24 protein-coding genes and 1 pseudogene are annotated in these 23,494 nt (G+C 67.5%); 9 read left to right on the forward strand and 16 right to left on the reverse strand.

The genetic code is table 11. The annotated features are described in order from the left end of the window. Positions 1-76: 76 nt before the first annotated feature. The 6 genes and pseudogenes from KV097_RS19480 to KV097_RS19925 all read right to left on the reverse strand — a co-directional run. Positions 77-345, reverse strand: a pseudogene (locus tag KV097_RS19480) (hypothetical protein); the annotation flags it as partial. 498 nt (positions 346-843) lie between these two features. After that, a complete protein-coding gene (locus KV097_RS18575; protein WP_220366748.1) occupies positions 844-1,959 on the reverse strand; it encodes a hypothetical protein in 1,116 nt (371 codons plus the stop codon). Between the two features lie 526 nt (positions 1,960-2,485). Continuing rightward, positions 2,486-3,844, reverse strand: coding sequence for an AAA family ATPase (locus KV097_RS18580; protein WP_220366749.1), 1,359 nt, complete (start codon positions 3,842-3,844; stop codon positions 2,486-2,488). Positions 3,845-3,858: 14 nt separating this feature from the next. After that, positions 3,859-5,289 (reverse strand): M23 family metallopeptidase, encoded by a 1,431-nt coding sequence (locus KV097_RS19550; RefSeq protein WP_220366750.1) that lies wholly within the window; start codon positions 5,287-5,289, stop codon positions 3,859-3,861. A gap of 2 nt (positions 5,290-5,291) precedes the next feature. Continuing rightward, on the reverse strand, positions 5,292-5,933 hold the full coding sequence (locus tag KV097_RS18590; RefSeq protein WP_220366776.1) for a hypothetical protein: 642 nt from the start codon (positions 5,931-5,933) through the stop codon (positions 5,292-5,294). Further along, positions 5,836-6,066: a helix-turn-helix domain-containing protein gene (locus KV097_RS19925; RefSeq protein WP_374107004.1), complete on the reverse strand. Its 231-nt coding sequence runs from the start codon at positions 6,064-6,066 to the stop codon at positions 5,836-5,838. The genes KV097_RS18590 and KV097_RS19925 overlap by 98 nt, the downstream gene beginning before the upstream one ends. A gap of 385 nt (positions 6,067-6,451) precedes the next feature. Between KV097_RS19925 and KV097_RS18600 the strand changes: the two genes are divergently transcribed. The 8 genes from KV097_RS18600 to KV097_RS18635 all read left to right on the forward strand — a co-directional run bounded on the left by KV097_RS18600 (position 6,452) and on the right by KV097_RS18635 (position 14,971). Further along, the gene (locus KV097_RS18600; protein ID WP_220366751.1) at positions 6,452-6,985 is read left to right on the forward strand and encodes a DUF6668 family protein; all 534 of its coding nucleotides are present in this window, start codon (positions 6,452-6,454) and stop codon (positions 6,983-6,985) included. Next, a complete protein-coding gene (locus KV097_RS18605; protein ID WP_220344771.1) occupies positions 6,982-7,302 on the forward strand; it encodes a hypothetical protein in 321 nt (106 codons plus the stop codon). Before KV097_RS18600 ends, KV097_RS18605 begins: the two co-directional genes overlap by 4 nt. A gap of 14 nt (positions 7,303-7,316) precedes the next feature. After that, complete coding sequence (locus KV097_RS18610; protein ID WP_220344772.1) at positions 7,317-8,057, forward strand: hypothetical protein; 741 nt, start codon at positions 7,317-7,319, stop codon at positions 8,055-8,057. A gap of 88 nt (positions 8,058-8,145) precedes the next feature. Beyond that, positions 8,146-9,699: a hypothetical protein gene (locus KV097_RS18615; RefSeq protein ID WP_220366752.1), complete on the forward strand. Its 1,554-nt coding sequence runs from the start codon at positions 8,146-8,148 to the stop codon at positions 9,697-9,699. After that, positions 9,686-11,194, forward strand: coding sequence for an SCO6880 family protein (locus KV097_RS18620; RefSeq protein ID WP_220366774.1), 1,509 nt, complete (start codon positions 9,686-9,688; stop codon positions 11,192-11,194). The genes KV097_RS18615 and KV097_RS18620 overlap by 14 nt, the downstream gene beginning before the upstream one ends. Before the next feature lie 74 nt (positions 11,195-11,268). Further along, entirely contained in the window at positions 11,269-12,744 is a 1,476-nt protein-coding gene (locus KV097_RS18625) for an ATP/GTP-binding protein (protein WP_220366753.1), read from the forward strand. Continuing rightward, complete coding sequence (locus KV097_RS18630) at positions 12,741-14,537, forward strand: type IV secretory system conjugative DNA transfer family protein (protein ID WP_220366754.1); 1,797 nt, start codon at positions 12,741-12,743, stop codon at positions 14,535-14,537. The genes KV097_RS18625 and KV097_RS18630 overlap by 4 nt, the downstream gene beginning before the upstream one ends. Continuing rightward, entirely contained in the window at positions 14,534-14,971 is a 438-nt protein-coding gene (locus tag KV097_RS18635; RefSeq protein WP_308289502.1) for a DUF4913 domain-containing protein, read from the forward strand. Before KV097_RS18630 ends, KV097_RS18635 begins: the two co-directional genes overlap by 4 nt. Here the strand turns inward: KV097_RS18635 and KV097_RS18640 are convergent. From KV097_RS18640 to KV097_RS18660, 5 genes are all read right to left on the reverse strand, one after another. After that, on the reverse strand, positions 14,920-15,573 hold the full coding sequence (locus KV097_RS18640) for a hypothetical protein (protein ID WP_220366755.1): 654 nt from the start codon (positions 15,571-15,573) through the stop codon (positions 14,920-14,922). The genes KV097_RS18635 and KV097_RS18640 overlap by 52 nt on opposite strands. Before the next feature lie 54 nt (positions 15,574-15,627). Continuing rightward, positions 15,628-15,927 carry a hypothetical protein gene (locus KV097_RS18645; RefSeq protein WP_220366756.1) on the reverse strand — a complete coding sequence of 100 codons (300 nt, stop codon included), beginning with the start codon at positions 15,925-15,927 and terminating at the stop codon, positions 15,628-15,630. A gap of 315 nt (positions 15,928-16,242) precedes the next feature. Beyond that, the gene (locus KV097_RS18650) at positions 16,243-17,034 is read right to left on the reverse strand and encodes a hypothetical protein (protein WP_220366757.1); all 792 of its coding nucleotides are present in this window, start codon (positions 17,032-17,034) and stop codon (positions 16,243-16,245) included. A 16-nt stretch (positions 17,035-17,050) separates the two neighbouring features. Further along, entirely contained in the window at positions 17,051-18,748 is a 1,698-nt protein-coding gene (locus tag KV097_RS18655; RefSeq protein WP_220366758.1) for a relaxase/mobilization nuclease domain-containing protein, read from the reverse strand. Beyond that, a complete protein-coding gene (locus tag KV097_RS18660) occupies positions 18,745-19,137 on the reverse strand; it encodes a MobC family plasmid mobilization relaxosome protein (protein WP_220366759.1) in 393 nt (130 codons plus the stop codon). Before KV097_RS18660 ends, KV097_RS18655 begins: the two co-directional genes overlap by 4 nt. 472 nt (positions 19,138-19,609) lie before the next feature. Here KV097_RS18660 and KV097_RS18665 point away from each other — a divergent pair, with 472 nt between their 5' ends. Then, the gene (locus KV097_RS18665) at positions 19,610-19,984 is read left to right on the forward strand and encodes a hypothetical protein (protein WP_220366760.1); all 375 of its coding nucleotides are present in this window, start codon (positions 19,610-19,612) and stop codon (positions 19,982-19,984) included. A 239-nt stretch (positions 19,985-20,223) separates the two neighbouring features. Here KV097_RS18665 and KV097_RS18670 read toward each other — a convergent pair whose 3' ends face one another. From KV097_RS18670 to KV097_RS18690, 5 genes are all read right to left on the reverse strand, one after another. Then, positions 20,224-21,312, reverse strand: a complete 1,089-nt coding sequence (locus tag KV097_RS18670) for a zeta toxin family protein (RefSeq protein ID WP_220366761.1) — start codon at positions 21,310-21,312, stop codon at positions 20,224-20,226. Beyond that, positions 21,309-21,563, reverse strand: a complete 255-nt coding sequence (locus tag KV097_RS18675) for a hypothetical protein (RefSeq protein ID WP_220366762.1) — start codon at positions 21,561-21,563, stop codon at positions 21,309-21,311. Before KV097_RS18675 ends, KV097_RS18670 begins: the two co-directional genes overlap by 4 nt. Positions 21,564-21,702: 139 nt before the next feature. After that, positions 21,703-22,311, reverse strand: coding sequence for a recombinase family protein (locus tag KV097_RS18680; protein WP_220366763.1), 609 nt, complete (start codon positions 22,309-22,311; stop codon positions 21,703-21,705). After that, on the reverse strand, positions 22,308-23,090 hold the full coding sequence (locus KV097_RS18685) for a Fic family protein (RefSeq protein WP_220366764.1): 783 nt from the start codon (positions 23,088-23,090) through the stop codon (positions 22,308-22,310). Before KV097_RS18685 ends, KV097_RS18680 begins: the two co-directional genes overlap by 4 nt. 4 nt (positions 23,091-23,094) lie before the next feature. After that, entirely contained in the window at positions 23,095-23,340 is a 246-nt protein-coding gene (locus KV097_RS18690) for a hypothetical protein (protein WP_220366765.1), read from the reverse strand. Positions 23,341-23,494 lie beyond the last annotated feature (154 nt).

Raw genomic sequence — 23,494 nt, forward strand, 5'->3', positions numbered from 1 at the left:
CCTCAAGAGAGCAGTGCCGCGCAGCGGCTCTGATGTTGTCGTGGCTTGTCACCGCGCGGAGCGTGGTGCCAGGCGGTCACGAAGTGACAGACTCCCAAACTCCCGCACTCACAGACTCACGAACTCGCAGCCTTGATGTCCGACCCGGAGGGCGATGTCGTCGAGGGCGATCCTCCGGGTAGCGCGGCCCGTAGTTCTCGAGGTCGTAAGGGTGCTCGCCGGCGACGAGAGCCGGAAGAAGCGGAGCTGGCCGATCTTCATCCCGGGGTAGAGCTTGATCGGGAGGGTCACCACGTTGGCGAGCTCGAGCGTGACGTGCCCGTCGAACCAGGGGTCGACGAACCCTGTCTGCTCCAGTGCGCGGGGGACTCTTGTCAGGGGTCGTCCGTAGCGTGCTGGACATGACGTAGGGCGGGGGTGCGCCAGGTGCGCACCCCCGCCCTACCCGGATGGGTTACTGCTTCATCGCGAGGATGATCAGCAGCAAAACGACCAGGTCTACTGTCATATCCACCTCCTGGGCCGGGAGCGGCCGAAACAAGGAGGGGTAAACCCATCTATGCCGGCCCGAGGGGACAGCGCTAGTCTGGGGGTGGAACATCAACCTTGATTCAGCTGCTCAGTGTGAAGCGATCTTGCGTTGTGTAGGAGGGCCGTGGTGGCGACCACGGTCCTCTTCTTTGTCTAGAGGGCTCGGCCCGCATGTCACGGGATCGCCGCGCCGCTTCCTCTAGTACAAACCCTACGGCAACGACTTGACACATTTGGAGTCGTGACCTCCCGGTACCGATGCCTGGGCACGGCTTGACACATTCGGTCTCGTGCCTCACTGGTACCGCTGCGTCATTTCGGGGACCGTCCTGGGTGGCAGCGGGGGCAGCGTCGTGCTGTGCCATCGCCACGCTCGAGGTGCCTGGAGGTGGGGGAGTCACAGAGGCCGCACCACGGAGCCGCTTTGCGGCTTGATGGGACCGTGCTCTGTCCGATGGCGAGCTGGCCGGCGCTCGGGTGGTCGTTCTGTGGGTCGACGTCGGTGAGGTAGTGCGCGAGGAGCGCGTAGGGACGCCGTACGACGTCGGCGGTCGGTCGTGGGAGTTGGAGCCGGCGCTCTCGTTCGCGGAGCACGTGCTGCAGGTCCTCGGCGGTCCAGGTGACCGATCCGCGAACGAAGCGGGACAGGAGGCTGCGAAGCCTGCCGGGCTGTTCGGCAGTCAGCCAGTGCTCGCGGGCCTGGAGGTCGCCGATCAGCTGGTCGACGCGGGCTCGGTGGGCACGCTGTCGGGCCCACCGGACGGGGTCGTGGGTGGCAGACCGCTTTCGTTGGTGCCGGGCGAGCGGAGCGAGCTCGTTCTTCCTGTTCGCCCTGCGAGGGAAACCAGGGTTAAGGGTCAGATTTTCGGCTGACTGTGCCCTACCACTGGTAGGGGTGACATCGTCCACAGCAGACTGACTTTGCCAGGCGTCCAGGCCCAGCCACCTGGGGATGAGGCACGCTGATTCGTTGGCCATCCCGCGCTGGGGGGAGCCCTGCTGGCGGGCGCGGAAGCACTCTCCGGCGGACAGCATGCGCCCGTGAACGACGTCGGCCAGGAGGCCGAGCTCGCGTGCCGCGCTGCGGCAGCGTTGGACGGTTCTGGTGGAGACCTCCATGACGGAGGCGACGGTGTCGGGCCGGACGATGAGGCGCCGGCCGGTGGTCTTCTCGGCGTACAGCGACTCGATCCGCGCCCAGTCGCGGAACATCTCTGGTGCGACGTGGTGTCGCTCGAGCACGTCTCGCCGGGCGGCGATCGCCAGGGGGATGACGATGTTGAGCCAGTGCCAGCGGGTCCGCCACACCGGCAGCTTCGCGTAGGTGCCGTCGTCGGATCCGCGGTCGCGGACCGAGCGGACGCCGGGGTGCCGGCGGGGGAGGACCGTCCGGTCGCGCTCCGCGCGCCGGGCAATTACGTGGCCCATCCCGGGTGGGCACTCACGGAGGCCGACCACCCAGGTGACACGCCGCAGCGGTCGGCGGCCGGTTTCCGTATGGGTGTCTGTTGGGGGGTGTATCGTGTTCTCCAAGCGACAGAGCACAGCCGTGAGGGTGTGCTTGTTGGAGCTTCTGACCCGGGTCTCCGCCAAGAAACGGGGTCTGAAGCTTCGGACTGGGGCCCGCACCGCTAGGTGCGGGCCTTCGCTTTTCTATTCGGTTATGAGGCTTGCGCCAGTGGCAGCTCCGTCTGATCGGTGGGCCGAGTCTGCGGGGCGAGCTCGGGGCAGCCGTGCTCGCGCGCAAGGATCGTCGACACGTAGTCGGTGATCGTCATCCCTGCTTCGTCGGCCGCGTCCCGGACACGTTCGCCCAGTGCCGACGAAGGCCGGATCATCATGGCGTCCCGCTCGCCCAGACTCGGGCGACCGCCGCGTCCTCGTTGTCTTCCCATGTGCGGCATCTAACCGGAAACGGAAACCAGAGGGAACGACCGACGCGGCGTTTCTGTTTCTAAAGTCCTCGCGCGACCGCGGCGGCCGCCTCGAGCCAGGCCCGCTGGGTCGATGGGCGCAGCGAGCCGTATCGGAGCAGTCCGTCGACCATTGCGGGGTCGAAGGGGATCGTGACGGCTTCGGCCGCGATCGCCCGGTATCCGTCGGCGACCCGGGCGACGTCGGCTGCTGTTGCCTTGGGGTCGGCCTGCGTCACGACGACGACCGCCTGTTGAGCGAGCCGTGCGGAGCGCTCATCACGCTCGACGAGCGCCTCGAGGAGCAGTGCGCCGGCCTCGGCGTGGTCGTCGCGGGTGGTGGTGGCGACGACCAGCTGGTCGGTGTGGTCGATCATCCGCAGCCACATCGGGTCGGACTCGTCGTTGCCGGAGTCGATGAAGACGAGCCTGTAGTACTTGCTCGCGACGGCATGGATGGCGTCGACGTCCTCAGGCTCGACGCGCTGCTCGTGGGCGAGTGCGGTCGGCTTGCTGCGCAGCACGTCGAACCGGTCGCGGGTCTGGTGGTGCACGTAGCGGGCGAGATCGGCCGACTGTGCCGCTGTGCTCAGCAGCCGATCGATCTGCGGGAGCAGCTCGAGGAGAGTGGACTCGTGCGGCCCCTGCTCGGTGCGCCAGCCCAGCGTCCCTCTCGTCTGGTTGTTGTCCCATGTCAGCACGCCGGCGCCGCCGTAGCGGGCGAACACCGCGGCGAGCAGTGCCGTGCTGGGGGTCTTGCCCGCTCCGCCCTTGGAGTTGACGACGGCAATCGTCCGCGGTCCGGGCCAGTGCTGGGACACAGCCGCTGCTGCGCGTCGTTCCGCGAGCTCGTCCGCGCTGGGCCGCATGCGGATCCCGGCGCGTGTGAGAGTGCCGCGCCAGCCCCGGGCGGCGGGCTCCTCGGTGTGCTCTTCGGTGAGGAAGGACCGTCGCAGTTCCGGGCGGCTGGGGGAGGGTCCGCTGTCAGCGCCGACGTCCTCGGCCCAGGGCTGATCGACGACGCCGGCCCGCTCCTGAGCGTGCGGGTCAGGTGTTGCAGGGGGGAGGGGTGGCGCTGCCGGCTGCGGCACCGTTCGCGGAGGAGGCGGCGTCGCATTGACGCGACGCCTCAGCTCGAAGCCTTCATCGGGCGTCACGTTGCCGTCGGCGTGGATGATGATGCTCCACTCGCCATCGGGATCGCGCGAGAGGGTACGGAGCGGGCGGCCGAGCTGTGCGGCGCGTTGGGCGATCAGGGCGACGACCTGCTCCCGCGCCTGGTCGACGCCGGCGGCGGCGAGCTTCTGCACGCTGCCGCCGATCGACACCTCGCCGGTGCCGTCGGGGTTCAGGGTGACCTCGACGTGCGGCCAGGTGGCCGCTTCTGTGGTGGTGCTCATGCCGTTCTCCTTACCTAGCCGAGAGTGAGGCCGACCTCGGACATGAAGTTCTCCGGGTCGACGGGGGAGTCTTTGACGTGCACTTCGAAGTGCAGGTGGGGACCGGTGGACCAGCCGGAGGAGCCGACACGGCCGATCTGTTGGCCTGCGGTGACGCGGTCACCGGCGTCGACGAGGACGCCGTTGGCCCACATGTGCTTGTAGCGGGTCTTGATGCCGCCGCCGTGGTCGACGTCGATGGTCCAGCCGCCGTTGCTGTCGGTGTAGGCGTCGATCACGACGCCGTCCTGGGCGGCCCAGATGGGACCGCCGTCGCCGCCGCCGGCGAGATCGGTGCCGGAGTGAAGCCGTGTCGACGCCCCTGTCACCGGGTCCTTGCGCATGCCGAAGCCCGACGTGACGGGCCCGTCGGCGGGCTCAGCCCAGCCATCGGGACTGACCTGGCCAGGGGTCGTTGCTTCGCAGCCGGGGACGCTGACGCCGGCGGCGTCTGCCTTGAGGTTGAGGTGCACGTGGTCGTAGTGGTTGGCGGTGTCGGATCCGCGGTCGGCCATCGGCCTCCAGCCTTCGCCCGCGCGGTCGACGGTCCAGATCCGCTGTTGCCAGATGATGTAGTCGACGCCGAGCTGGGCGGCGTTGTCCTGCAGGTAGCGCGCGAGCCGGTCGCCGGTAGCGCGTCCGTTGGGGATGTCGTTGGTCATGAAGTCGAGCGCGAGCCCGGATGGGTGACCGCCTGGATCGCGTGCGGACTCGCGGTAGCCGCCGATGGTCTTGATGCGGAACATCGGGCCGACGCTGTTCGCGACGATGGCGGTCTGAGGTTTGACGTTGCCGAGCGGGTACTGCGACGACGTGACTGGCTTCTCGCCGTTGGCCAGGCCTTTGACGCCGCTCAGGCCCTCGACAACAGCGACCGCAGCGGGCCAGAACTTCGTGTAGTGGTAAGGGTCGGCGTTGCGCTGGACTCGGTGGGCCACGATGGTGGGCTCGAGCGTGTCGCGGTTCTTGATGGTCTTCAGGACCTTGAAGAAGTTGGTGGCCGAGATGAACGGATCCATGCGGTCTGCGTAGGAGCCCCATGCCCCGTTCGCGCGCTGCTGGAACAGACCACGAGAGTCGGGACCCACGGCGTCGCCGTTGTCGAGCACTCGCAGGCTCGACTCACCCATCGCCGTCATGACGCCGATGGTCTGGTCTCGGGCTGACAGCCCTGCTGCATGGCCGGCCTGCATGATGTACGCCGCGTTGACGAGCTGTTCGTGTCCGTAGCCGGCGATGGGGGTCTGGGGCACCGAGCCAGGGTCGATCGCACGGCCCGGCTGCCCACCAGGCGAACACGCAGCGTCGGACTGGCCGCCGAGCAAGATGATGCTGAGCACCAGCGTCAGGATCAGGGCAGGGACGAGCACGGCGGCAGCGAGAACCCCTGACTTGCCGTCGCTCATCCCTAGTTCCCCACGGGTGTGATGCGGCTGGTGAGCCAAGGCGCGCCGGCGTCCTTGCGGGTCAGGATGAGCTGGTACCGGGCGACGCTGGTTGGGATCTCGACGGTCGCGACGTAGGCGCTGGTGTCGAGGACGATGAGTCCGGGGCCGGTGACCTTCAGCGCGGGGATGTTGGCGGGGTCGACGTAGGAGTAATCGGCGGCGGCCTGAGGGGTGAGGAGCGGTTCAAGCTGTGTCCACCAGGTCTGGTGGTCCAGAGTCGGCCGAGCGAACGCCCGGAGTGCGGTTTCTGCTGCCTTGACCACTGCGGCACGCGAGGCGTCGTCCCACTCGGGAACTGGCCGTGGCTCGACGGACTCGCCGGTGTCCTCGTCGACGAGCCCGCTGGGCGGGGGCGTGAACTGCTCGAGGTCAGGCGCTCCTGGTGTGGATGAGGACGGCGCCAGGCTGGGGCTTGCTTCGTCCTGTGCTCCGCACCCGGTCAGAGCCAGAACACCCGTCAGGGCGAGTCCGGCTACCGCTGTGAGCGCGTCCCGGTGTCCACGGTCAATGCGTCCAGCGTGCGTCGACCCATTCCTGGACCTCTTCGCGGTCGAACCGAATGTGCCGGCCGAATCGGCCGTGCGGGAGAGCCATCGCCTCATCCTTTGTCCAGGCGCGAATGGTCTGCTCCGTGACGTCGAACCATGCCGCGAGCTCGGCGACCGTAAGGAGCTTGCCGTCAGCCGGCTCCGGGACGCTTCGCCTCGACATGATCTCCCACCTTCCAATCGTCATTGAAGGTGATCTTTTCACGGAGACGCACCTGTCCCCCCCTCCTACCCCCGAAACAACGTGAACGGTCGCAACTGTACCTAGGTATAGCTCAATCTGTCCAGGTAATGCTAAATAAGTATGGACAGCGCTCTCTATCGTTAGTTATGGTCCTAGCCAGGGGGTGTTTGCGTATGTCTGTGCTATCGAACGAGCGGAGCCACGAGGGATCCTCGCTGGCGTGGCTCCGCTCATCTTTTCCCAGCAAGGGGTCACCTCCGGCGACGTCTCAGTGCCAGGCAGGGACGCGATGACCGATTCCAGCAACCCGTGGCTTTCGCGATCACCCGAGCCCGAGCGGCCCGCTGCGCCGCCTGTCGAGGCCGCGCACCGTCGTCCTACCGGACCGATGACTCCACAGCGAGGAGTCCCTGCCCCCGATCGCGTCGACCAGCTGGCGGTCTATGACCAGCCACAGTCGGCCGAGCTGTGGTGGCTCGGCGTCCACGGTGGAGCAGGCGAGTCCAGCCTGGCCGCTCTGGTGCCGGGCTGGCCTGCGGCCAGCCACGGATGGCCGCGCCCACCTCGGGGGGCGCCCGCGAACGTGGTGCTGACTGCCAGGTCGAGCATGTACGGACTGCGATCAGCACGATCTGCCGCCACCCAGTGGGCCGCCGGCATGGTCCCGCACGTCAAGGTGCTGGGCCTGGTGATCGTCGCGGACGCCCCTGGGCGCCTTCCGCGTCCACTGCGCGAATTCGCCCAGGTCATCTCCGGGGGCCTTCCTCGAACGTGGACCATCCCTTGGATCGAGTCGTGGCGGGTGGACGAGCCGCTCGCTCTCTCCGACGCGCCGCGCGAGGTACGCCGACTCATCGACGACCTTGAGGCTCTCACCCATTCCGGTGCCGTGGGCACCACCAACCGAAAGGAACACCGATGAGCACACTTCTGACGGCCGCCGCTGCGGTGGGCGATCTTGTCGCCCTCGCCCCGGCGGAGGTCATCGCCGGGAACGTGCCCGACCCGTCCCCGCAGCAGCCGCCGGGCACCGACGGCTTCACCGAAATCATGGGCTGGGGCAAGTGGGTCGCCCTCGCCATCTGCATCCTCGGCCTCTTCGCCGCCGGCGCGCTCATGGCGATCCAGTCCCGCCGCGGCGAGGGCGGTGAGCACGTCGGCAAGATCGGTATGGCACTCGGCGGCGTCATCGTCATCTCCGCCGCGTCGGCCCTCGTCGGCTTCCTTGCGACTGCCTGACTCGGAGGCTCAACATGACTACTGACGACAACGAACAGAGCCCGTTCACCCGCCCGAGCTTTATCGCGGCGGGAGTCGTGGTCGCGCTGATCGTCGTCCTCGGGATCGTCATCGGAGTAGTGAACGCAACAAAGGAAGACTCTGAGGCAACATCCCCATCGGCCGACGCAACGAGCAGCGCGCCCTCCAGCTCTCCCACGTCACCCGAGGCCGGCACGGACACGTGCAACCTCCCGGGTGAAGTCTTGTCCGGGACCCTCTCGACGGCTCCTGTAGCCAAATGGGAGTACCAGGGCACGACGGCGTATCCGACATCGATGGAGTACGGACCTCAGCGCGCCGCCGGCGGGGTGCGCGCGTGCTATCAGCACTCACCCGAGGGCGCAGTCTTCACGGCAGCGAACGCTGTGGTCCTTGCAACCGCCGACCTCGAGACTGTGCGCGACTGGTTCGACTACTTCATCGCTACCGGCCCGCATCGCGACTCGATGCTGAGCCAGGAAGATGGCTCAGCCACGAGTGACGGCGTCCGCGCGGAGATTGCTGGCTTCCGGCTGCTTTTCTACGACGGCGACACCGCCCGCGTCGACATCGGTGTTCGCGGGACATCGGAGGGTCAGACCGTCAACCTCTCAATGGTCTATGCGCTTGTGTGGGAGGACGGGGACTGGAAGCTGAACGTGACCGATCCGGACGTGCCGGTCAACGTCGCAGTCGTCCCAGAGTTGGCCGGTTACATCCCCTGGGGGCCCTGAGATGGCGTGCGAGGGATGGAACAGGGCAAACCCGCTCTGCCACGTGCGCCAAGGCGCCGAGTCCTTGGTCGGTGATGCGATCGAAAACATGGCGAACGCGGTCGTCGAGGCGTTCGGGAAGGCGATCGCGTCGCTCGGGACGGTGTGGGTTCATATCGGAACCCCGAACCTCACTGGTTCAGGTGGTAGCTCGGCGATCGAACCGGGTAGCTCTGCCCGAAACTCGAGCGGCATCACAACGGTTCTTGGATACGTCACATGGATCAGCCTGGCGCTGGCGATCCTGTCCTTGTTCATCCTGGGCGCGCTCATCGCCACGCGCATCAGGTCGGGGGAAGGCGTCGCGGCCGTCGGCCGTGTCGGCTTGGTACTGGCCGCCGTGGTGTTCATCTCGGCGGCCAGCTCGATCGTTTCGGGGTTCATGCCGTCAGGGCCCAAGAACGCCGGTGGCGCGGTCCAATTCCTTCAGTCTGGGCTCTGGTGGTACATGGGTGCTGCCGCCGTCGTCTCAGTCATCGTCGGCGGCGCCCGAATGGCGTGGGAGCAGCGGGCAGAACCTGGCCGCGAGACAGTCAAGAGCCTGCTGACACTCGTGGTCGTGGCAGGTGCGGGTGTGACGATCATCGGTCTGCTCGTTGCGGCCGCAGACTCGTTCGCCGTCTGGATCCTCAACGAATCACTCAGCTGCAACGTCTCGGAGGATTCGGCGTGCTTCGGGGAAAACATGCTCATCCTGCTCGCCCTGACCAAGCATCCGGCGGCCGGCGGCCTCGGGTCGCTGCTCATCATCATCTTGGGGCTCGTCGCGATCTTTGCGGCGGCGCTCCAGATCGTTCTGATGGTCGCGCGCGGGGGCATGCTCGTCATCCTGGCCGGCATCCTCCCGCTTTCCGCTTCATTCACGAACACGGAGATGGGCAAGAGCTGGTTCAAGAAGTGCATCGGCTGGACGGTCGCGTTCATCCTCTACAAACCCGCCGCAGCGATCGTCTATGCGGCCGCGTTCCAGCTGGTCGGCACGGACGTGTTCTCCGACGACGGCTCAGGATTCCTGGCAGTGCTCACGGGTTTGATGCTGATGGTCCTCGCGCTATTCGCGATGCCGGCGCTGATGCGCTTCGTGACGCCGATGGTCGGTTCCCTAGCGGCCGGGGGCGCAGGTGCCGCGCTCGCGGTGAGTGCACTCGCGAGCCTGCCGACCGGGGCGGCAGAGCTGGGTCGGCTCATGTCAGGCAACAACGGGTCGGGCTCGCCGGGGCAGTCCGGCTCTAATGGCCAGACAGGTTCACAGGGTCCGTCTGGCGGGCAGAACCATGGACACTCGCCGTCGTCGAGCGTCCCGTCCTCCACATCTCGATCGAACGGACCCGGGAACCGCCCCACTGGGGGTGGCGCACCACCAGGTGGTGGAGGCGCAGGTGGAGGCGCAGGTGGAGGCGCAGGTGGAGGCGCAGGTGGAGGCGCAGCCGCAGGTGGAGGCGCAGCCGCAGGTGGCGCCTCCGCTGCCGGGGCCGCCGCTGGCCCGATCGGTGTGGTGGCCGGCGCCGTAGCGGATGCGGGAAAGAAGGGCGCCGAGGTAGCCCAGCGCCTTGGCGAAGAATCAACTGGTGAAGGGGGAGGCGGTCCTGATGGCAGCCGTTGATACGAGAAGAGGTCCACGGACGTACGGAAACTGGCGGCGACCAACATCGCCAGGCATCCTTGGCCTGGGATCGTTGGGCACGACTCTGCTGCTCGCCGGTCTTATCGCAGTGGTCATCACCGTCATGGTGGCCGGCCTCCTCGAGGCAGTGATCCTGACAGCTGTCCTCGGGGCCGTGATGCTCTCCGTCCTTACGAAGGACTCACATGGCAAGAACGTGATCAGCCGGGCAGGAGCGCGCGGCGCTTGGTGGTCGTCCCGCTCACGGGGAACGAACCTGTATCGCTCCGGTCCACTCGGTCGTGCCCTGTGGGGCACCTACCAGCTGCCTGGTCTCGCGTCACCGACACGATTGAGCGAATACCGCGACTCGTACGGGCGGCCGTTCGCCCTGCTCTACACCCCCGCGACAGGCTCCTACTCAGTCGTGGTTGGGACGGAACCCGACGGTGCGGCCCTGGTCGATCAGGAGCAGGTCGACGGGTGGGTTGCTGACTGGGGCCACTGGCTGGCGAACCTGGGTGACGAGCCCGGGGTCGCCGCGGCGTCGGTGACGATCGAGACCGCTCCAGACTCCGGGACCCGCTTGCGGCGGGAGGTCGAGTCGAACATCGACCTTGATGCGCCACTTTTCGCACAGGAGATGCTCCACGAAGTCGTGGGCCGTTATCCGGTGGGCTCCTCCACGGTGAAGGCCTATGTCGCAGTCACGTTCAACGCTGCCCAACGTGCTGGCGGAAAGAAGCGCAGCCCGGCTGAGATGGGCCGTGAGCTCGCCGCACGTCTGCCTGGGTTGACCGCAGGGCTGCAGTCGACCGGCGCAGGTGCGGCACATCCTCTGTCGGCCCAGGAACTCTGCGAGGTGATCCGGATCGCCTACGACCCCGCAGCCGCGGTGCTCATCGACGAAGCGCACGTCGCAGGAGAAACACCCACGTTGACGTGGCCTGAGGTTGGGCCATCCGCTGCTCAGACCGCGTGGGATGGCTACCGACATGACTCCGCGTACTCGTGCACCTGGGCGATGACCCAGGCACCCCGCGGCCACGTGCAATCGGGTGTTCTGGCCCGCCTTCTGGCCCCGCATCGTGACATCGCCCGCAAACGCGTCACGCTGCTGTACCGTCCCATCGACCCGGCTCGAGCAGCCGGAATCGTCGAAGCAGACCTTCGCGCCGCCGAGTTCCGCATGACCTCGACGAGCAAGCCCGCCGCACGCGACACCCTCGCGGTGCGGGCGGCAGCTGCCACCGCACAGGAGGAAGCATCCGGCGCCGGGCTCGTGCAGTTCGGGATGCTCGTCACAGCGACCGTCACCGACCTGGAGAAAGAGGCCGACGCCCGGGCAGCGATCGACAACCTGGGCGCAACCGCCCGACTGAGATTGCGGCCGGTGTACGGGTCACAAGACTCGGCCTTCGCCGCGGCCCTCCCACTCGGCCTAGTGCTCCCGAAGCACATCAAGGTCCCGTCCGAGCTCAGGGAGAAGCTATGAGCCGCAAGCGGTCACGCGAGCGCCAGACACAGAAAGGCGACAAGCCGCGCGAGCTACGGCCCCAACGCCCGCCCATGCGTGGATGGCTGGGCCGCGGACGGGGCTACTCGAACTACGTCCAGCAGGCCAGTGAGTGGCGTGGCACCACCGTCCAGGTCTGCGGGATGTGGCCGTTCGCCATCGGCACAGGAACACCGATGGTCGGCGTCCCACTCGGCCGACACATCCACACCGGGGCCACGTTGTGCTGTGACCCGATCTCGTGGTTTCAGCGAGCCAAGCTCATCAGCAACCCGTCGACGTTCGTCCTCGGCCGACCGGGACTGGGCAAGTCGACGATCGTCCGCCGGATGGCGACGGGCCTGGCCGGATTCGGCGTCATGCCGCTCGTCCTCGGTGATCTCAAGCCCGACTACGTCGACCTCATCGAGGCCCTCGGCGGCCAGATCATCACGCTCGGCCGCGGCCGCGGATACCTGAACATCCTGGACCCCGGCGAGGCGACGGAAGCCGCCACCCACCTGCGCGAAGCAGGGTTCGAGAAAGAGGCCGCTCAGGTTCTCGCCGACGCCCACGGCCGCCGCCACACGATGGTCTCAGCGCTGCTGACCATCCTCCGCTCAGCGCCGCCGACCGATCGCGAGGAGACGATCCTCGATCGGGCCCTGAAGCACCTCGACGCACACCACGAGGGTGTACCAGTCCTCGGCGACCTGCTGCGTGTCATCCAGGAAGGCCCGCTCGAGGTGCGCGCTGTGGCCCTCGACCGAGGTGACGACACCCGCTACAAGGCGATCACCGAAAACCTGGAGGCCTCGCTGATCGGTCTGGTCGGCGGCGGCCGGCTGGGCGAGACGTTCGCCCGCCCCACGACCAACCCGATGCGCCGGGACGCACCTGTGGTCTACGACGTCTCCGCGATCGACGACTCCGAGATGGACCTGCAGGCAGCTACGCTGCTCGCCTGCTGGTCGGCAGGATTCGGCACGATCAACGTGGCGAACGCGCTCGCCGACGCCGGACTCGAACCCCGTCGCCACTACTTCGTGATCCTCGACGAGCTGTGGCGCGTGTTGCGCGCCGGGCGCGGGATGGTCGACCGCGTAGACGCGCTGACCCGCCTGAACCGTCAGCGCGGCGTCGGTATGGCGATGATCTCGCACACGATGAGCGACCTCCTGGCGTTGTCCAACGAAGAGGACCGTATGAAGGCACGGGGCTTCGTCGAGCGCGCCGGCATGGTCATCTGCGGTGGATTGCCGTCAGCCGAGATGCCCCAGCTGACCGCAGCAGTCCCGTTCTCGCGGGCCGAACAGCAACTCCTGATCGGCTGGCAGGACCCACCGGCCTGGGATCCCCGTACCGGCCGCGAGACCGAGCCGCCAGGCCGCGGGAAGTTCCTCGTCAAGGTGGGCGGTCGTCCCGGTATCCCGGTCGACGTCCAGCTCACGAGCACCGAACTGTCGATCAACGACACCAACAAGCTGTGGCACGAGCGCTCCCGCGTCGGTGTCCGCGCACTGCGCACCGGGGCAGGTGATCCCGCATGAGCACACCGACGAACCGGCGCCGCGATCCGGGCGTTCTGTCCGGCGAGGTCATCTTGCTGTGGCTCGGCATCATCGTGGTCGTTCTCGGCGTCGGCACGGTCTACGCCGCGCTGCATCTCGGCCACCGGCTCGCCGGAACCGACTTCGACGTGCCGCGGGACCCGTTCGCCGCCACGTTCGGCCTACTCAGCGGCGAGATCGCGTGGCCGGGCTCGTCCGGCTGGTGGGTCGTCGCCGGCGTCCTCACCGCCGTGGCCCTCCTGGCCGTGGCGATCGGCCTTCTCCGGCGCAAACTACGACGCACTCGCTCCCGCGTCGACCGGGCCGCGTCCTTCATGGGCCGCGGCCGCGACGTCGAGGACCTGACCCGCAAGAGCGCATCGGCCAAGGCCGCGCGCCTCGGCGTCAGCACGGCACCCGGTGTCTCGATCGGGCGCACCGTGGCCACCGGCCAGATGCTCTACGGCTCCTGGGAGGACATGCACATCGACATCTGGGGGCCCCGGACCGGAAAGACCACCTCCCGGGCGGTGCCGGCGATCCTTGAAGCACCCGGCTCTGTCCTCGTCACCTCCAACAAGCGCGACGTCGTCGACGCGACGCGCGAGGTGCGCGCACTGGTCGGCCCGGTGTGGGTGTTTGATCCCCAGTCGCTCGCCCTCGAGGAGCCGACCTGGTGGTGGAACCCCCTCAGCTACGTCACCGACGAAGTGCGCGCAGCCAAGCTCGCCGAGCACTTCGCCTCGGGCTCTCGCGAAGCGGGAGCCCGGACGGACGCCTACTTCGACTCGGCCGGCCAGGACCTCCTCGCTGGGCTACTGCTCGCCGCAGCCCTGGACCACCGGCCGATCACCGACGTCTACACGTGGCTGACCAGGCCGACCGACGAGACGTCCGTCGACATTCTGCGTGCACACGGATTCGCGCTCACCTCCGACCAGGTCGCCGGCGTCGTGTCCGCACCGGAGAAGCAGCGCGGCGGTGTCTTCGGCACCGCCCAGCAGATGGCCTCGTGCCTGACCAACCGGCAGGTCGCACGGTGGGTGACACCCCAGGGTGCGGCAGATTCCCGGCCACAGTTCCGGCCGGAAGACTTCGTCCGGGCCGACGGCGGCACGCTCTACTCGCTGTCGAAGGAGGGGCGGGGTACGGCCGGACCACTGGTGACGGCGCTAACCGTCGCCGTGGTCGAGGCCGCCGAAGAACAGGCCGCACGCTCGGCCGGCGGGCGCCTGTCAACTCCGCTGCTGGGTGTCCTCGACGAGGCCGCGAACGTGTGCCGCTGGCGCGAGCTCCCGAACCTCTACAGCCACTACGGTTCGCGCGGGATCGTCCTGATGACGATCTTGCAGTCGTGGTCGCAGGGCGTCGAGGTGTGGGGCGAGGCTGGGATGAAGAAGCTCTGGTCGGCGTCGAACGTGAAGGTCTACGGCGGCGGGGTCAGCGAGGCGTCGTTCCTCGAGGACCTGTCGCGGATGATCGGCGACTACGACCGGCTCTCGCGGTCGACGTCGTACGGGCGGGGTCACCGGACGGTTTCTGAGCAGCTGCACCGTGAGCGCATCCTCGACGTCGCGGACCTCGCGGCGCTGCCGAAGGGTCGCGCGGTCGTTCTGGCGTCGGGATCTCGACCGGCGCTCATCCGCACGGTGCCTTGGATGGTCGGCCCTCAGGCCGCCGCCGTCAGGGCCTCGATCGCTGCGCATGATCCGCAGGCCGAGCGCACGATCCTCGAGGCCCGGTCAGAGCTGCACGCTGTCGAGGCGGTCATCGACGCGAGAGGGAAGTCGTGAGCGACTGGGGCGACGAGGACTATGGATCCGAGGGCCTGGAGCAGCCCGACACTTCCCAAGAGAGCGCCGATGAGCCCAACCTGTACTACGGGTCCGTCGACGAGTTCGTCCGCGAGTACCTCCGCCTTGTCTACCGCCGCCGGATCGATGGCCGTCACCGTTGCTGGGCCGGCCGCTGGTGGGAGTACGACGAAGCGGTGATCCGCCTCGAGGCGCTGTGGCGCTCGTGGGAGAACCTGCGCCTGGACGCCGCGACCGGCATGAGCGTGTGGTGGCGCGACCACGCAGACCACCACATGACGGTCCTGATGGATCCCGATGGACCGTTCGCGTCAGCGACGGAAGGTGACGCGAACCTCTCCAAGAAGGGCGACCCGTTGCCCTACGTCCCTCCGCCTGACGGCATGTTCCCTGACGTCCGGGTCGGCGTCTGAGGCGGTTCGGCCGGGACCGCGTCGCTCGGTGGCAGGTGAAGTGTGTGGCCGGGATCATTCAGGGCGTCGAGGAGCTCATCGCAGGTAGCGACCCAGCTTTGGTAGACGTGAAGCGTGACGGGGGGTTCGTGTGCCGCGACTGCCACCTGCGCGTCGATATCTCCGAATGCGTGGTCGATGCTCCTGTGTAACTTCCGTGCCGTATCGCGCACCATTCGCGACGGGTGCCGCGTCGCGACGTGGTCAATAGCCCAAAGAACGTCGCCGACCCCGTCGAGTTCGGGCGCGCGGGATTGCGGGAAGCTGTCAAACCGGTCCCCGTGGTCTCTCCACGAGGTGAAGTCGATCCATTCGCGGGCTTGAGCCAGCATGGGCAGAAGCTCCCGCCGGGCGTCGAAGAGGTTTTGCTCTCGCCGCAGCGCGTCGGCGTGCTTGCGCTCTTCCAACTGCACCGTTCGTGCGTGATCCAGCTCCCTCTGCTGGGATGCGGCCGCGTTCTTCCCCCTTTGGCGCTCGATCCAGACGTTGCCGGCAACCGTCCCCAGCCCGGCGCCGACCAAGATGCTGCCGGCAGTGCCCAGCCACTCCCAGAACGCGTCCATGGCGCGAGTCTCGCATGCCGGGCGGCAGCTCGGGCGACGCTCAGGTACTCCGGTTCAGGCGGCCTCGGTGCAGCCCACGGTCATGAAGCCGCCCGTTCTTATGTCCTCAATCGGTGTGAGTGTTCCGTCGTGATCTCGCTGCCAGAACTGGCCGGCGGCGTCGCGAAACTGGATTCGTATGGTCGCGAGGTTCATACCATCATCGCCGGTCATGTGCTCGAGGCCGTCAGTGAGCTGTTCGGCCTCGTACATAACTCCGGCCTGGGACGGGGGGATCACCATCCCGACCATCAGGTTCATCTTGATGAACTGTCCCGCGTACCAGCACCATGCCCACACCTCGTACCGGCGCATCGGACGCATTGCGGATGTAGAGGTGCCACTGGAACGTCCCAACCCGGCGCACCCACGCTGAGACAAGCGAAGCCTGGGCGCGCTCCTCCACCTTCTGTGCCCGCTCCTCAGATGCGACCAGGCGTCTCGTCAGGGCCTGCTCTCGTCGCCATGCAAGCACGGCAAAAACCAGCGCGACGCTGGCGACCATGAGTGCGCCGAGGGTTGACCAGCCCGCCACAACGTCGGCGACGTCGACTGTGTCTTCGTCGATCGCGAGAGTCACCGCGCATCACCCGCGGTTCGCACAGTGGCCCAGCGACCGCCAGATGGTGCTCACCGGTCGAGTCCGCTCCTCTGCACCTGCGCCGCGCGGCCTCGGGTCTCGCGGGCCTTGCTCTTCTTGGGCCCGCCGGCGTCCTTCACTGCCGCGGTGGCGGGGTGAGCCTGGCTGACGTCTGCGCGCATCTTCGTGGCGACGGCCTCGCCGTCGATGCCCTTGGCTTCGAGGTCGCGGGCTGTTCGCTCACGACGCTCGGCGCTGTCGTACTTCATCTCTGCGGCTCCGCGCTCGCTGTCACCCGCGTCAGCGTCGGTCATCGCTTCGTGCTCGTTGCGCCGTTCCTCGCGGTTCGCCTCCGCCATCAGCCTCTGTGCCTCGGCGATCTCGGCGCTGGAGCGGTTCCGCTCGTCGCTGGCGCCGGCGAGGTCCCGCTGTGCGCGCTCGACCGCCGCGCTCACGGCGGCGGGGTCGGCTTGGGTGTTGTTGACGTCCACCCCGTAGCGGCTGCGGAGCTGGTCCCTCATGTGCTGCTCGGCCCGCCCTGCCTCGGGATCGTCATTCGCCCATGCGCGGGCCACCTGATAGGTGTGCCCGATCTGCTTGGCGTCGGCACGATCCCACCAGTCCGGGCGGTAGACGTTCGCGAGCTCGGCGCGTGCTGCCCGCTGCTCGACCTCGATCCGTGACCGCAGTTCGCGTGCCTCCTGCTCACTTTGGGCCTGAGCGCGCCGGGCAGCCGCTTCGCGTAGCCGGGCGATGCGCTCGCCGACCTGGCTGGCCGCGGTGATGAGGACACGAAGCTGTCCCTCGAACGCCTCTGCGATCCCGTCGCTCTCTTCAGCCATCCCCCGTGCCGCCTTTCTATCTCTCCGGGCCGCGATCTGCGCCCGGTCGTGTCGCCTGTCGTGGCTTGGCTGGGTCGATCTTGTTCGGAAGCGGTGAGACCGCGGGGCCGTCATCGGCCTGGCCAGCGTTGAGCCGCTCGAGGATCGCCTGAGCCTCTGGCTCGAGCGTCACCGTGCTCGTCCTCGGAGTAGTCGCCGTGGTCGCGTCCTGCTGCGGTGTCGGCAGGGCGGCGCGCAACCTGACCAGCCGAGCCCGGGTGTCATCGGCCAACAACCGGGCTTGCCTCGACTGGCCGGCGGCCAAGGATGCCTCGTAGACCGCCTGCGTGAGCCGCAGGAGCTGCCGCACCATCACCGCCTGGGCGACGGTCCCCTGCCCGCCCCGTGCCGCGCTGGCCAGCAGCATGGCCGCACCTGAGATCGCGACCGTGCCCGCCTTGTGGGGACGTACGGTGCCCCGGTACGTCTGCGCCGATCGCGACAGCGCCTCGGCTGCCGCGGCGAGGTCGCCGGGGCTCTCCTCGGTGGCGTTCGACCACGCTGCCAGTGCGCCCGCGGTCTGGCGTGCGACGGTCGCCCACGTGTCACGGTCGTCGACGTCGACGGCGCGGAGCCGCTCGATGAGGGCCTGGAGCTCCGCGTTGCGCTTGTCCCACAGCTCGGGGTCCGGCTCCTCGGTTTCGCGGCCCGGAGCAACCACCCGTCGCCCGCGCTTGGCCGCGTTCCATTCCGCCGCAGACTCACTCGCCCCCGTCGGCGTGTCCGGCCAGTTCTCCCGTAGCCGAGGCAGTGTCAGGTCTCGACCCAGGTGCCCGCCGCCGTACCAAATGGGCCGCTCGCCGGCTTCGGGCCGTTCAGCAACCGAGTAGCCGGTGATGATGTCGGTGCGCCCGTCGGAGTAGCGGGGCCGCACCAGCACACCGGCACGACGCATCCGGCGAACGAACTCTGCCTCGTTCTCGCTCGCGGCCGCGCATCCGCGGACCTTCAACGCCAGCATGTAGCGGGGCTGATCGGTACGGATCTCCGACGCGATCCGTGCCTGTCGGTCGGCGCCTGCCAGGTGCTCCCACGAGGGTGCCTTCTGGCCCCGGTTGGCACGCTCGTACTTGGCTCGGGCCCGGGCGCGTGCCTGGGCCTCGCGCTCGGCGGGATCGTAGCCGCGTGTGGCGCGCTCAGCGTTGACCGACTCCAGCCGCTCCAAGCCGTACTTGGCCTCGAGCGCGCGGGCCGCGGTCTGGGCCCGTCGGAAGTCGTTGTGGGCCGACGCCTTCGTACCGTCCTCACGAACAAGGTTCACGGCGATGTGGATGTGGTCGTTGCCGTTGGTGGAGACGCCGTGGCGGACTGCGGCCCACCGGCACGGGGCCTTCGTGCCCCCGTTGTCGTCGAACTCCATCGCCTTCATGAAGTCGCCGGCGATCTCGGCCCACCGCTCATCGGTCAGCAGGCCCTCATCGGCGCGGAGCGAAAGCGAGCAGTGCCAGACGTGACCGCCCTTCACCTCGACTCCGTACGCGGCATACGGACGGTCGAGGTGACGGGCAATGGCCAGCGCGGAGTTGTGTCCCAGCTCGGCGTCGTCGTGCCAGGCCACGATCGCCGCGTCGCCGGCGACGAGATGCGGATCCTGGTGCTCGTTCGCCCGACCTGGCCCGACGAGGTAGGTCATCAGCCCAGCCATCCGGGTGCCCCGGACCACGTTCGGCATCATGGGCGGTGCAACCTGTCGATCGCCTGGTCGATGCGCTGGGCCACGCGCCTCACTGCGTTCAGCGTGGCCCGCAGATCCTCGTGGACCTCGCCGGTGGCGTTCGTCGCTTTCGCGATCTGGTTGACGTTGTTCGAGACCGCGGCCAGCAGTCGGTGGAGCGTGAAGAGCTCGGCCATCGCGTCCCGCCGCTCGGTCGGCGTCTCCCCGGACGCCAGCGCGGACTCGACGAGCAGCCGCGGGATGGTGACGCGCTGCTCAGCGGCGAGACGCAGCAACGTCTCCTCCTCGTCGGGCGACACCTTCACCTCGTGCCGATGCTGGCGGCCGCCCTCGACGTTGGCGCGGCGACGCCGCGTGAACAGGCGACCTCCGGGAGCCTGCTCGCTCATGAGGATCACCTGCCCTTCAGCCCAGCGCAGCGACCCCGCCTCGTGCGGGGACCACACGGTCAGTGTGCCGGATCCTCGACGCCACGTCGAGGACCAAAAGCCACTTAGCCGTGCTAAGTGTATAGCTTGCTCCGTTAGGGCGGGCGTGGGTACGCAAAGCGCACGCGGGGATCCACCAGCTCCCGACGCCGTGATCCTCTCGCCTCCGCCAGCAGCCGCAAGGGCGCTTCGCGTCCCTTCGGGACTCGGCTCCGCCGAGCCCTTGCCCCAACTGCCGGAGGCGAATCTCGGCATCTATCGGGAGCTGGTGGCAGGTCTGGCCTGGACCAGGTCTGCCGGACTCTGAACCGCCGCAGGTCCTCCCTGTGACTTCGTCAATCGCGCTGGAACCGGATCGCTTGTGCCGGACTCTCCTTGGAGTGGGCACTCAATCCGTGTCCGACGTGAACCGATACGACGATCAGAGGAATCTATGCGCTTCATCAAGGGCCGTGCCTTCGCCGCGGCACTCGCCTCCGTGCTCGCAGCCGGAACGCTGCTCGCCGCCGCACCTGCACAGGCAGCATCGGCCAGCTGCACGGCGCCCTTCTACAAGGGAACCGGCTACCGGACCTGCACCACCGGCTCCATCCCCGCCAACAGTGCGCGATACATCAACATCAGCGTCACCGCATGCAAGGGAAGCCCTTGGAGGGTCTGGGACACCGGCACCGGCGTCACCATCGCCAGCGGCGTCGGCAACGGTCAGAACACAGTGATCACGCGGAAGGTCACGGGCCTCTACGGCAACTACAAGGGCAAGCTCACCGACGCCTGCTGGCAGGACAAGATCATCCTCACCAGCTGATTCGCCCTCCGCCGCGTGCAGAAAAGCGGGCCGTCCAGCCAGGTGGACGGCCCGCTTCTCGCATCCCACCGTCGTCGCCGAAGGGTCAGCGGTTCACCCCGGTCCACAGTGGTCCGTCGGCTCGCGGTCGTGCAGTCCGCTGCCTGGACCGTAGCCCTCTAGGAAACGAGGCGGCCCAGGTCGGTTGGGCCAGCGGGCCGGGCCAGCTCGACGAGTGTGACCTCGTGTGGACCACCACCTCAACGCTCTGGCGTTCCGGACCCGCGGTCTCGCCCCCGTGCTCGCCTGATTTGCGCGGCCAGATGGTCCTCCATAACCGAGGTTGGTGGGACCTGCTCCCCGGAACGTTCCTGCGCTCTCGGGGGTGTCGGGAAGGACGCTTTACGGACTGAGTTAGCACCTAATCCCGGGATGTCGTTTGCCGCGGTCCGGATGTTCGCTAGCAGGTTCCTCTGCTCGTCTTGTGGGAGGTGACGGGTCACCGCGGGAGCGTCGACCTCGACGAGGTGACGCATCGTTCGAATGAGGTCGGGGTCGGTTTGACCGGTCCGCGCGCACACCTCAAGGTCCTTGGCCAGCTGTATGGCCCAGTCTTGCCGATCGAGTTCAGAGAGTGACGTGGTTTCCCGTCCCTCGCGCAGGGCCTCTTGTGCGGCCGCGCTCACCTGTTGCCAGTTGCCCGGCTCCGGATCTGCCTCGAACAGAACGTTCGCCTGACGATCGCAAATCACGACTCGGCTAAGGAGTTGTGCGTCGAGCACGGCGTCGAGGGTCTCGGGAACCGCTGCCGCCGCGATGTCGTGCATCTTGCCCGGTGTCCACCGCCCGGCACCGACGTCCTCGACCTGGCCGGTGTAGCGCGTAAGCGTTCCCAACCGGGATAACTCGGGCGGCACGGCTAGCACGTGCAGTTCGGTTCGGTAACCCGCCGTTTTGAAGTCGCGCAGGGTCGCGTTCACGACGGTGGCCTGGCGCATCGTCGTTTCCAGCAAAATTTCCGTCTGTGTGTTCCGCAGGTACTCCAGCGCCATCCCCACCCAAACTCCCGATGCCTGTGCCGTGACGGCTGGCATGGCAAGAGGATCATCACGCATGAGGTCTTCGTAGCGAGGGTGGGCCGGTCGAAAGTCGTCACCGATGACCGGGACTGCCCCTGGAAAGGACTGGGCAAGTGCACCGATAACCCGCGACTTCCCCGCGCCCGGCTGGGCACCGACCACGTGAATGGTGGCCGCGTGCCCATCTTGATGGGCGGAAGTCAGAGTGGGGCGAATTCGCTTGTCAAAGGTCTTCCGCAGCTCCTCAGGACTGAGGTCGCCTAGGCTCATGAGGCCGTGCCTATTTCGGCACGGATGCGCTCACGCAGGGTCGCTGTCATTGCGGTAACGGCATCAAGATCCATTGCCGGCACAGCGCGAACTTCAGCGATCAGATCGCGGTCGGCCTGACTCCAGCGCTCATCTTCTTCACTACTGGCCGCCTTTCGCGCCCGCGCGATATAGATCCCGCGCAGGCGGTTCGCCAGCTCGCGCATCACGTCGTAGGTCATCGGGTCGTAGTACCGGCGTTCTTCTGCCATCGTCATCTCCCTTTGTCGAGTGTGAAATTAGCGTCGCTGTGGGTCCCAAGCGGCCCGTCACACGGCAGGCGTGCTGCCGGGCGGTCGTTACTGCAGCTATATGAACGTGAGTCTTGGTCCAGCGATGTGGTTCCAACGGTCACGATTCTGCGATCGCTTTCGTGCTGGGTGTCGCCAACTCGTCGACCTTGGCGAGTGCGCGTGCAACAGAGGACTTGCCGACACCTAGCACCGCCGCGATGTGCTGGATGCTCTTGTTATCGGCGCGCATCCTTACCGCCGCTGCCACGCGCTCGGGCGTCATCACCGACGGCCGGCCGCCGACACGACCTTGGGCTCGTGCGTGGGCGAGACCGCGGCGGGTGTTCTCTCGGATGGTGGCGACGCGGAGCTGTGCGAGCACGGCCATGATCCCGACGATGGCCTCCCCCATCGGTGTCGACGTGTCGACGTCGAGGAACGGTTCGGTGAGGCTCTTGAGGCGGATCCCTCGTCGCCCGAGGTCGCGGATGATCTCGATCGCCATCTGTTCAGTGCCGGCGACACGGTCGAGCGCACGAATCACGAGCACGTCGCCAGGGCGCAGGTACTCGAGGCATGCCTGCCACTGCGGACGATCAGTGATCCGGCTCGACTCTCCGTGGTCGACGAAGACTCGCTCCGCGCCGACTTCTCGGAGTTCTGCCGCCTGCGCGTCAGGGTTCTGCTCTCGGGTGCTCACCCGGGCGTATCCGATGATGTTGCTCATCGCTCTATCCCCTGCCCACTGCTGGGGTACCCGCGCCCGGGTCGTTGTGACTCCTGCGGCCTGGTCGGCGATGGCGCGCGGCCCGCTGCTTGTGTGGGTGACTTCGGGTAGCTCGCGCTAAGCGGTGAGTGCTCTCGCGACGTGGGCTTCGCTCGTTCGACGGCCATGGCCCTGAACACCGGTACGAGAGAGTCAGGGACGGGTTCGTACTTGTCGAGGGCGGGGCAGCTGGACGCTGAGGCCCGGTTCCACCACGCCTGGTCGACGCGAGGATAGTCGAGCTTGAACTTCGAGCGCATCGCCACGTGCTCCATGAACGCCTTCGAGCTACGGCCGTTGCCCTCACGAAAAGGATGGGCCTGGTTCAGGTGCGCGAACACGCTAGCCGCCGCGACCGCGAACTCGATGCGTGGCAGCCTCCCCCACTCCGTGGTGTTCACCAGGCGTTGCACGTCGGTCAGGTACCGGTCGACCTCGCCTGTGCGGACGTCGGCGAAGCCGCGCATCGCACCTGGCTTCACTATGTTCTGGGTGCGGTAGTCACCGGCCCATTCGTAGACATCCTGGAACATGTACTTGTGGATCGCTCGCACGTGCGCCGCGTCGAACGTATGGTCCACCAACGTCGGATCAGCCTTGAGCTCGCTCCATCGCCGGTTCGTCGCGCGGTACTCGAGTTTGCGCAACATGGTGCTGTCGCGTACATCGAACAGGTTGCGCAACACCGTGTGGTCCGGCGGCGGGTAGAAGTACGACTCCCAGGTGTCGAACGTCGTCACGATGTCAGCGCCCAGTCTCGGGCGGAGTGCCCACCTGACGCTCAGCTGCCTTGCGGCCCCGTCGCATGTACTCCTCGCCGTCGATCGCACCGCGAACCAGATCAATCAGGTCCTCGACGTCCTCCCGATTCGGGATCCAGCCCTCGTGCCAGGCCCCCGCGAGCGGCTGCACTACCTGGTCGCGCTGGCTCGGGTCGAGTTTCTCGAACAGCTCGGGCCAGCGTTCCTCGATGTCGAACTTCTCCGCCATGACCATCTCCCTCGGGTGGGTCTTCATCCACTGTATTCCCGAAAAGGGTCAATGGACAGTTTCGGTCCGTTACGGTTTCGGTCCAGCCTTTCGGGACGAAAGTGCTCGGCGTGTCGGCAACATCGAGGCGGTTAGCGCTTCTTGCCCAGAAACG

The organism is Mumia sp. zg.B17 (assembly GCF_019550915.1).
Taxonomy (GTDB): Bacteria; Actinomycetota; Actinomycetes; order Propionibacteriales; family Nocardioidaceae; genus Mumia.

What these genes read in the sequence shown, in the direction of transcription:
- KV097_RS18575 (WP_220366748.1), bottom strand. Translation starts at nt 1,959, where the DNA reads ATGGGCCACGTAATTGCCCGGCGCGCGGAGCGCGACCGGACGGTCCTC.
- KV097_RS18580 (WP_220366749.1), bottom strand. Translation starts at nt 3,844, where the DNA reads ATGAGCACCACCACAGAAGCGGCCACCTGGCCGCACGTCGAGGTCACC.
- KV097_RS19550 (WP_220366750.1), bottom strand. Translation starts at nt 5,289, where the DNA reads ATGAGCGACGGCAAGTCAGGGGTTCTCGCTGCCGCCGTGCTCGTCCCT.
- KV097_RS18590 (WP_220366776.1), bottom strand. Translation starts at nt 5,933, where the DNA reads ATGAGGCGATGGCTCTCCCGCACGGCCGATTCGGCCGGCACATTCGGT.
- KV097_RS19925 (WP_374107004.1), bottom strand. Translation starts at nt 6,066, where the DNA reads ATGACGATTGGAAGGTGGGAGATCATGTCGAGGCGAAGCGTCCCGGAG.
- KV097_RS18600 (WP_220366751.1), top strand. Translation starts at nt 6,452, where the DNA reads ATGACTCCACAGCGAGGAGTCCCTGCCCCCGATCGCGTCGACCAGCTG.
- KV097_RS18605 (WP_220344771.1), top strand. Translation starts at nt 6,982, where the DNA reads ATGAGCACACTTCTGACGGCCGCCGCTGCGGTGGGCGATCTTGTCGCC.
- KV097_RS18610 (WP_220344772.1), top strand. Translation starts at nt 7,317, where the DNA reads ATGACTACTGACGACAACGAACAGAGCCCGTTCACCCGCCCGAGCTTT.
- KV097_RS18615 (WP_220366752.1), top strand. Translation starts at nt 8,146, where the DNA reads ATGGCGAACGCGGTCGTCGAGGCGTTCGGGAAGGCGATCGCGTCGCTC.
- KV097_RS18620 (WP_220366774.1), top strand. Translation starts at nt 9,686, where the DNA reads ATGGCAGCCGTTGATACGAGAAGAGGTCCACGGACGTACGGAAACTGG.
- KV097_RS18625 (WP_220366753.1), top strand. Translation starts at nt 11,269, where the DNA reads ATGCGTGGATGGCTGGGCCGCGGACGGGGCTACTCGAACTACGTCCAG.
- KV097_RS18630 (WP_220366754.1), top strand. Translation starts at nt 12,741, where the DNA reads ATGAGCACACCGACGAACCGGCGCCGCGATCCGGGCGTTCTGTCCGGC.
- KV097_RS18640 (WP_220366755.1), bottom strand. Translation starts at nt 15,573, where the DNA reads ATGGACGCGTTCTGGGAGTGGCTGGGCACTGCCGGCAGCATCTTGGTC.
- KV097_RS18645 (WP_220366756.1), bottom strand. Translation starts at nt 15,927, where the DNA reads ATGCGCCGGTACGAGGTGTGGGCATGGTGCTGGTACGCGGGACAGTTC.
- KV097_RS18650 (WP_220366757.1), bottom strand. Translation starts at nt 17,034, where the DNA reads ATGGCTGAAGAGAGCGACGGGATCGCAGAGGCGTTCGAGGGACAGCTT.
- KV097_RS18655 (WP_220366758.1), bottom strand. Translation starts at nt 18,748, where the DNA reads ATGATGCCGAACGTGGTCCGGGGCACCCGGATGGCTGGGCTGATGACC.
- KV097_RS18660 (WP_220366759.1), bottom strand. Translation starts at nt 19,137, where the DNA reads ATGAGCGAGCAGGCTCCCGGAGGTCGCCTGTTCACGCGGCGTCGCCGC.
- KV097_RS18665 (WP_220366760.1), top strand. Translation starts at nt 19,610, where the DNA reads ATGCGCTTCATCAAGGGCCGTGCCTTCGCCGCGGCACTCGCCTCCGTG.
- KV097_RS18670 (WP_220366761.1), bottom strand. Translation starts at nt 21,312, where the DNA reads ATGAGCCTAGGCGACCTCAGTCCTGAGGAGCTGCGGAAGACCTTTGAC.
- KV097_RS18675 (WP_220366762.1), bottom strand. Translation starts at nt 21,563, where the DNA reads ATGGCAGAAGAACGCCGGTACTACGACCCGATGACCTACGACGTGATG.
- KV097_RS18680 (WP_220366763.1), bottom strand. Translation starts at nt 22,311, where the DNA reads ATGAGCAACATCATCGGATACGCCCGGGTGAGCACCCGAGAGCAGAAC.
- KV097_RS18690 (WP_220366765.1), bottom strand. Translation starts at nt 23,340, where the DNA reads ATGGCGGAGAAGTTCGACATCGAGGAACGCTGGCCCGAGCTGTTCGAG.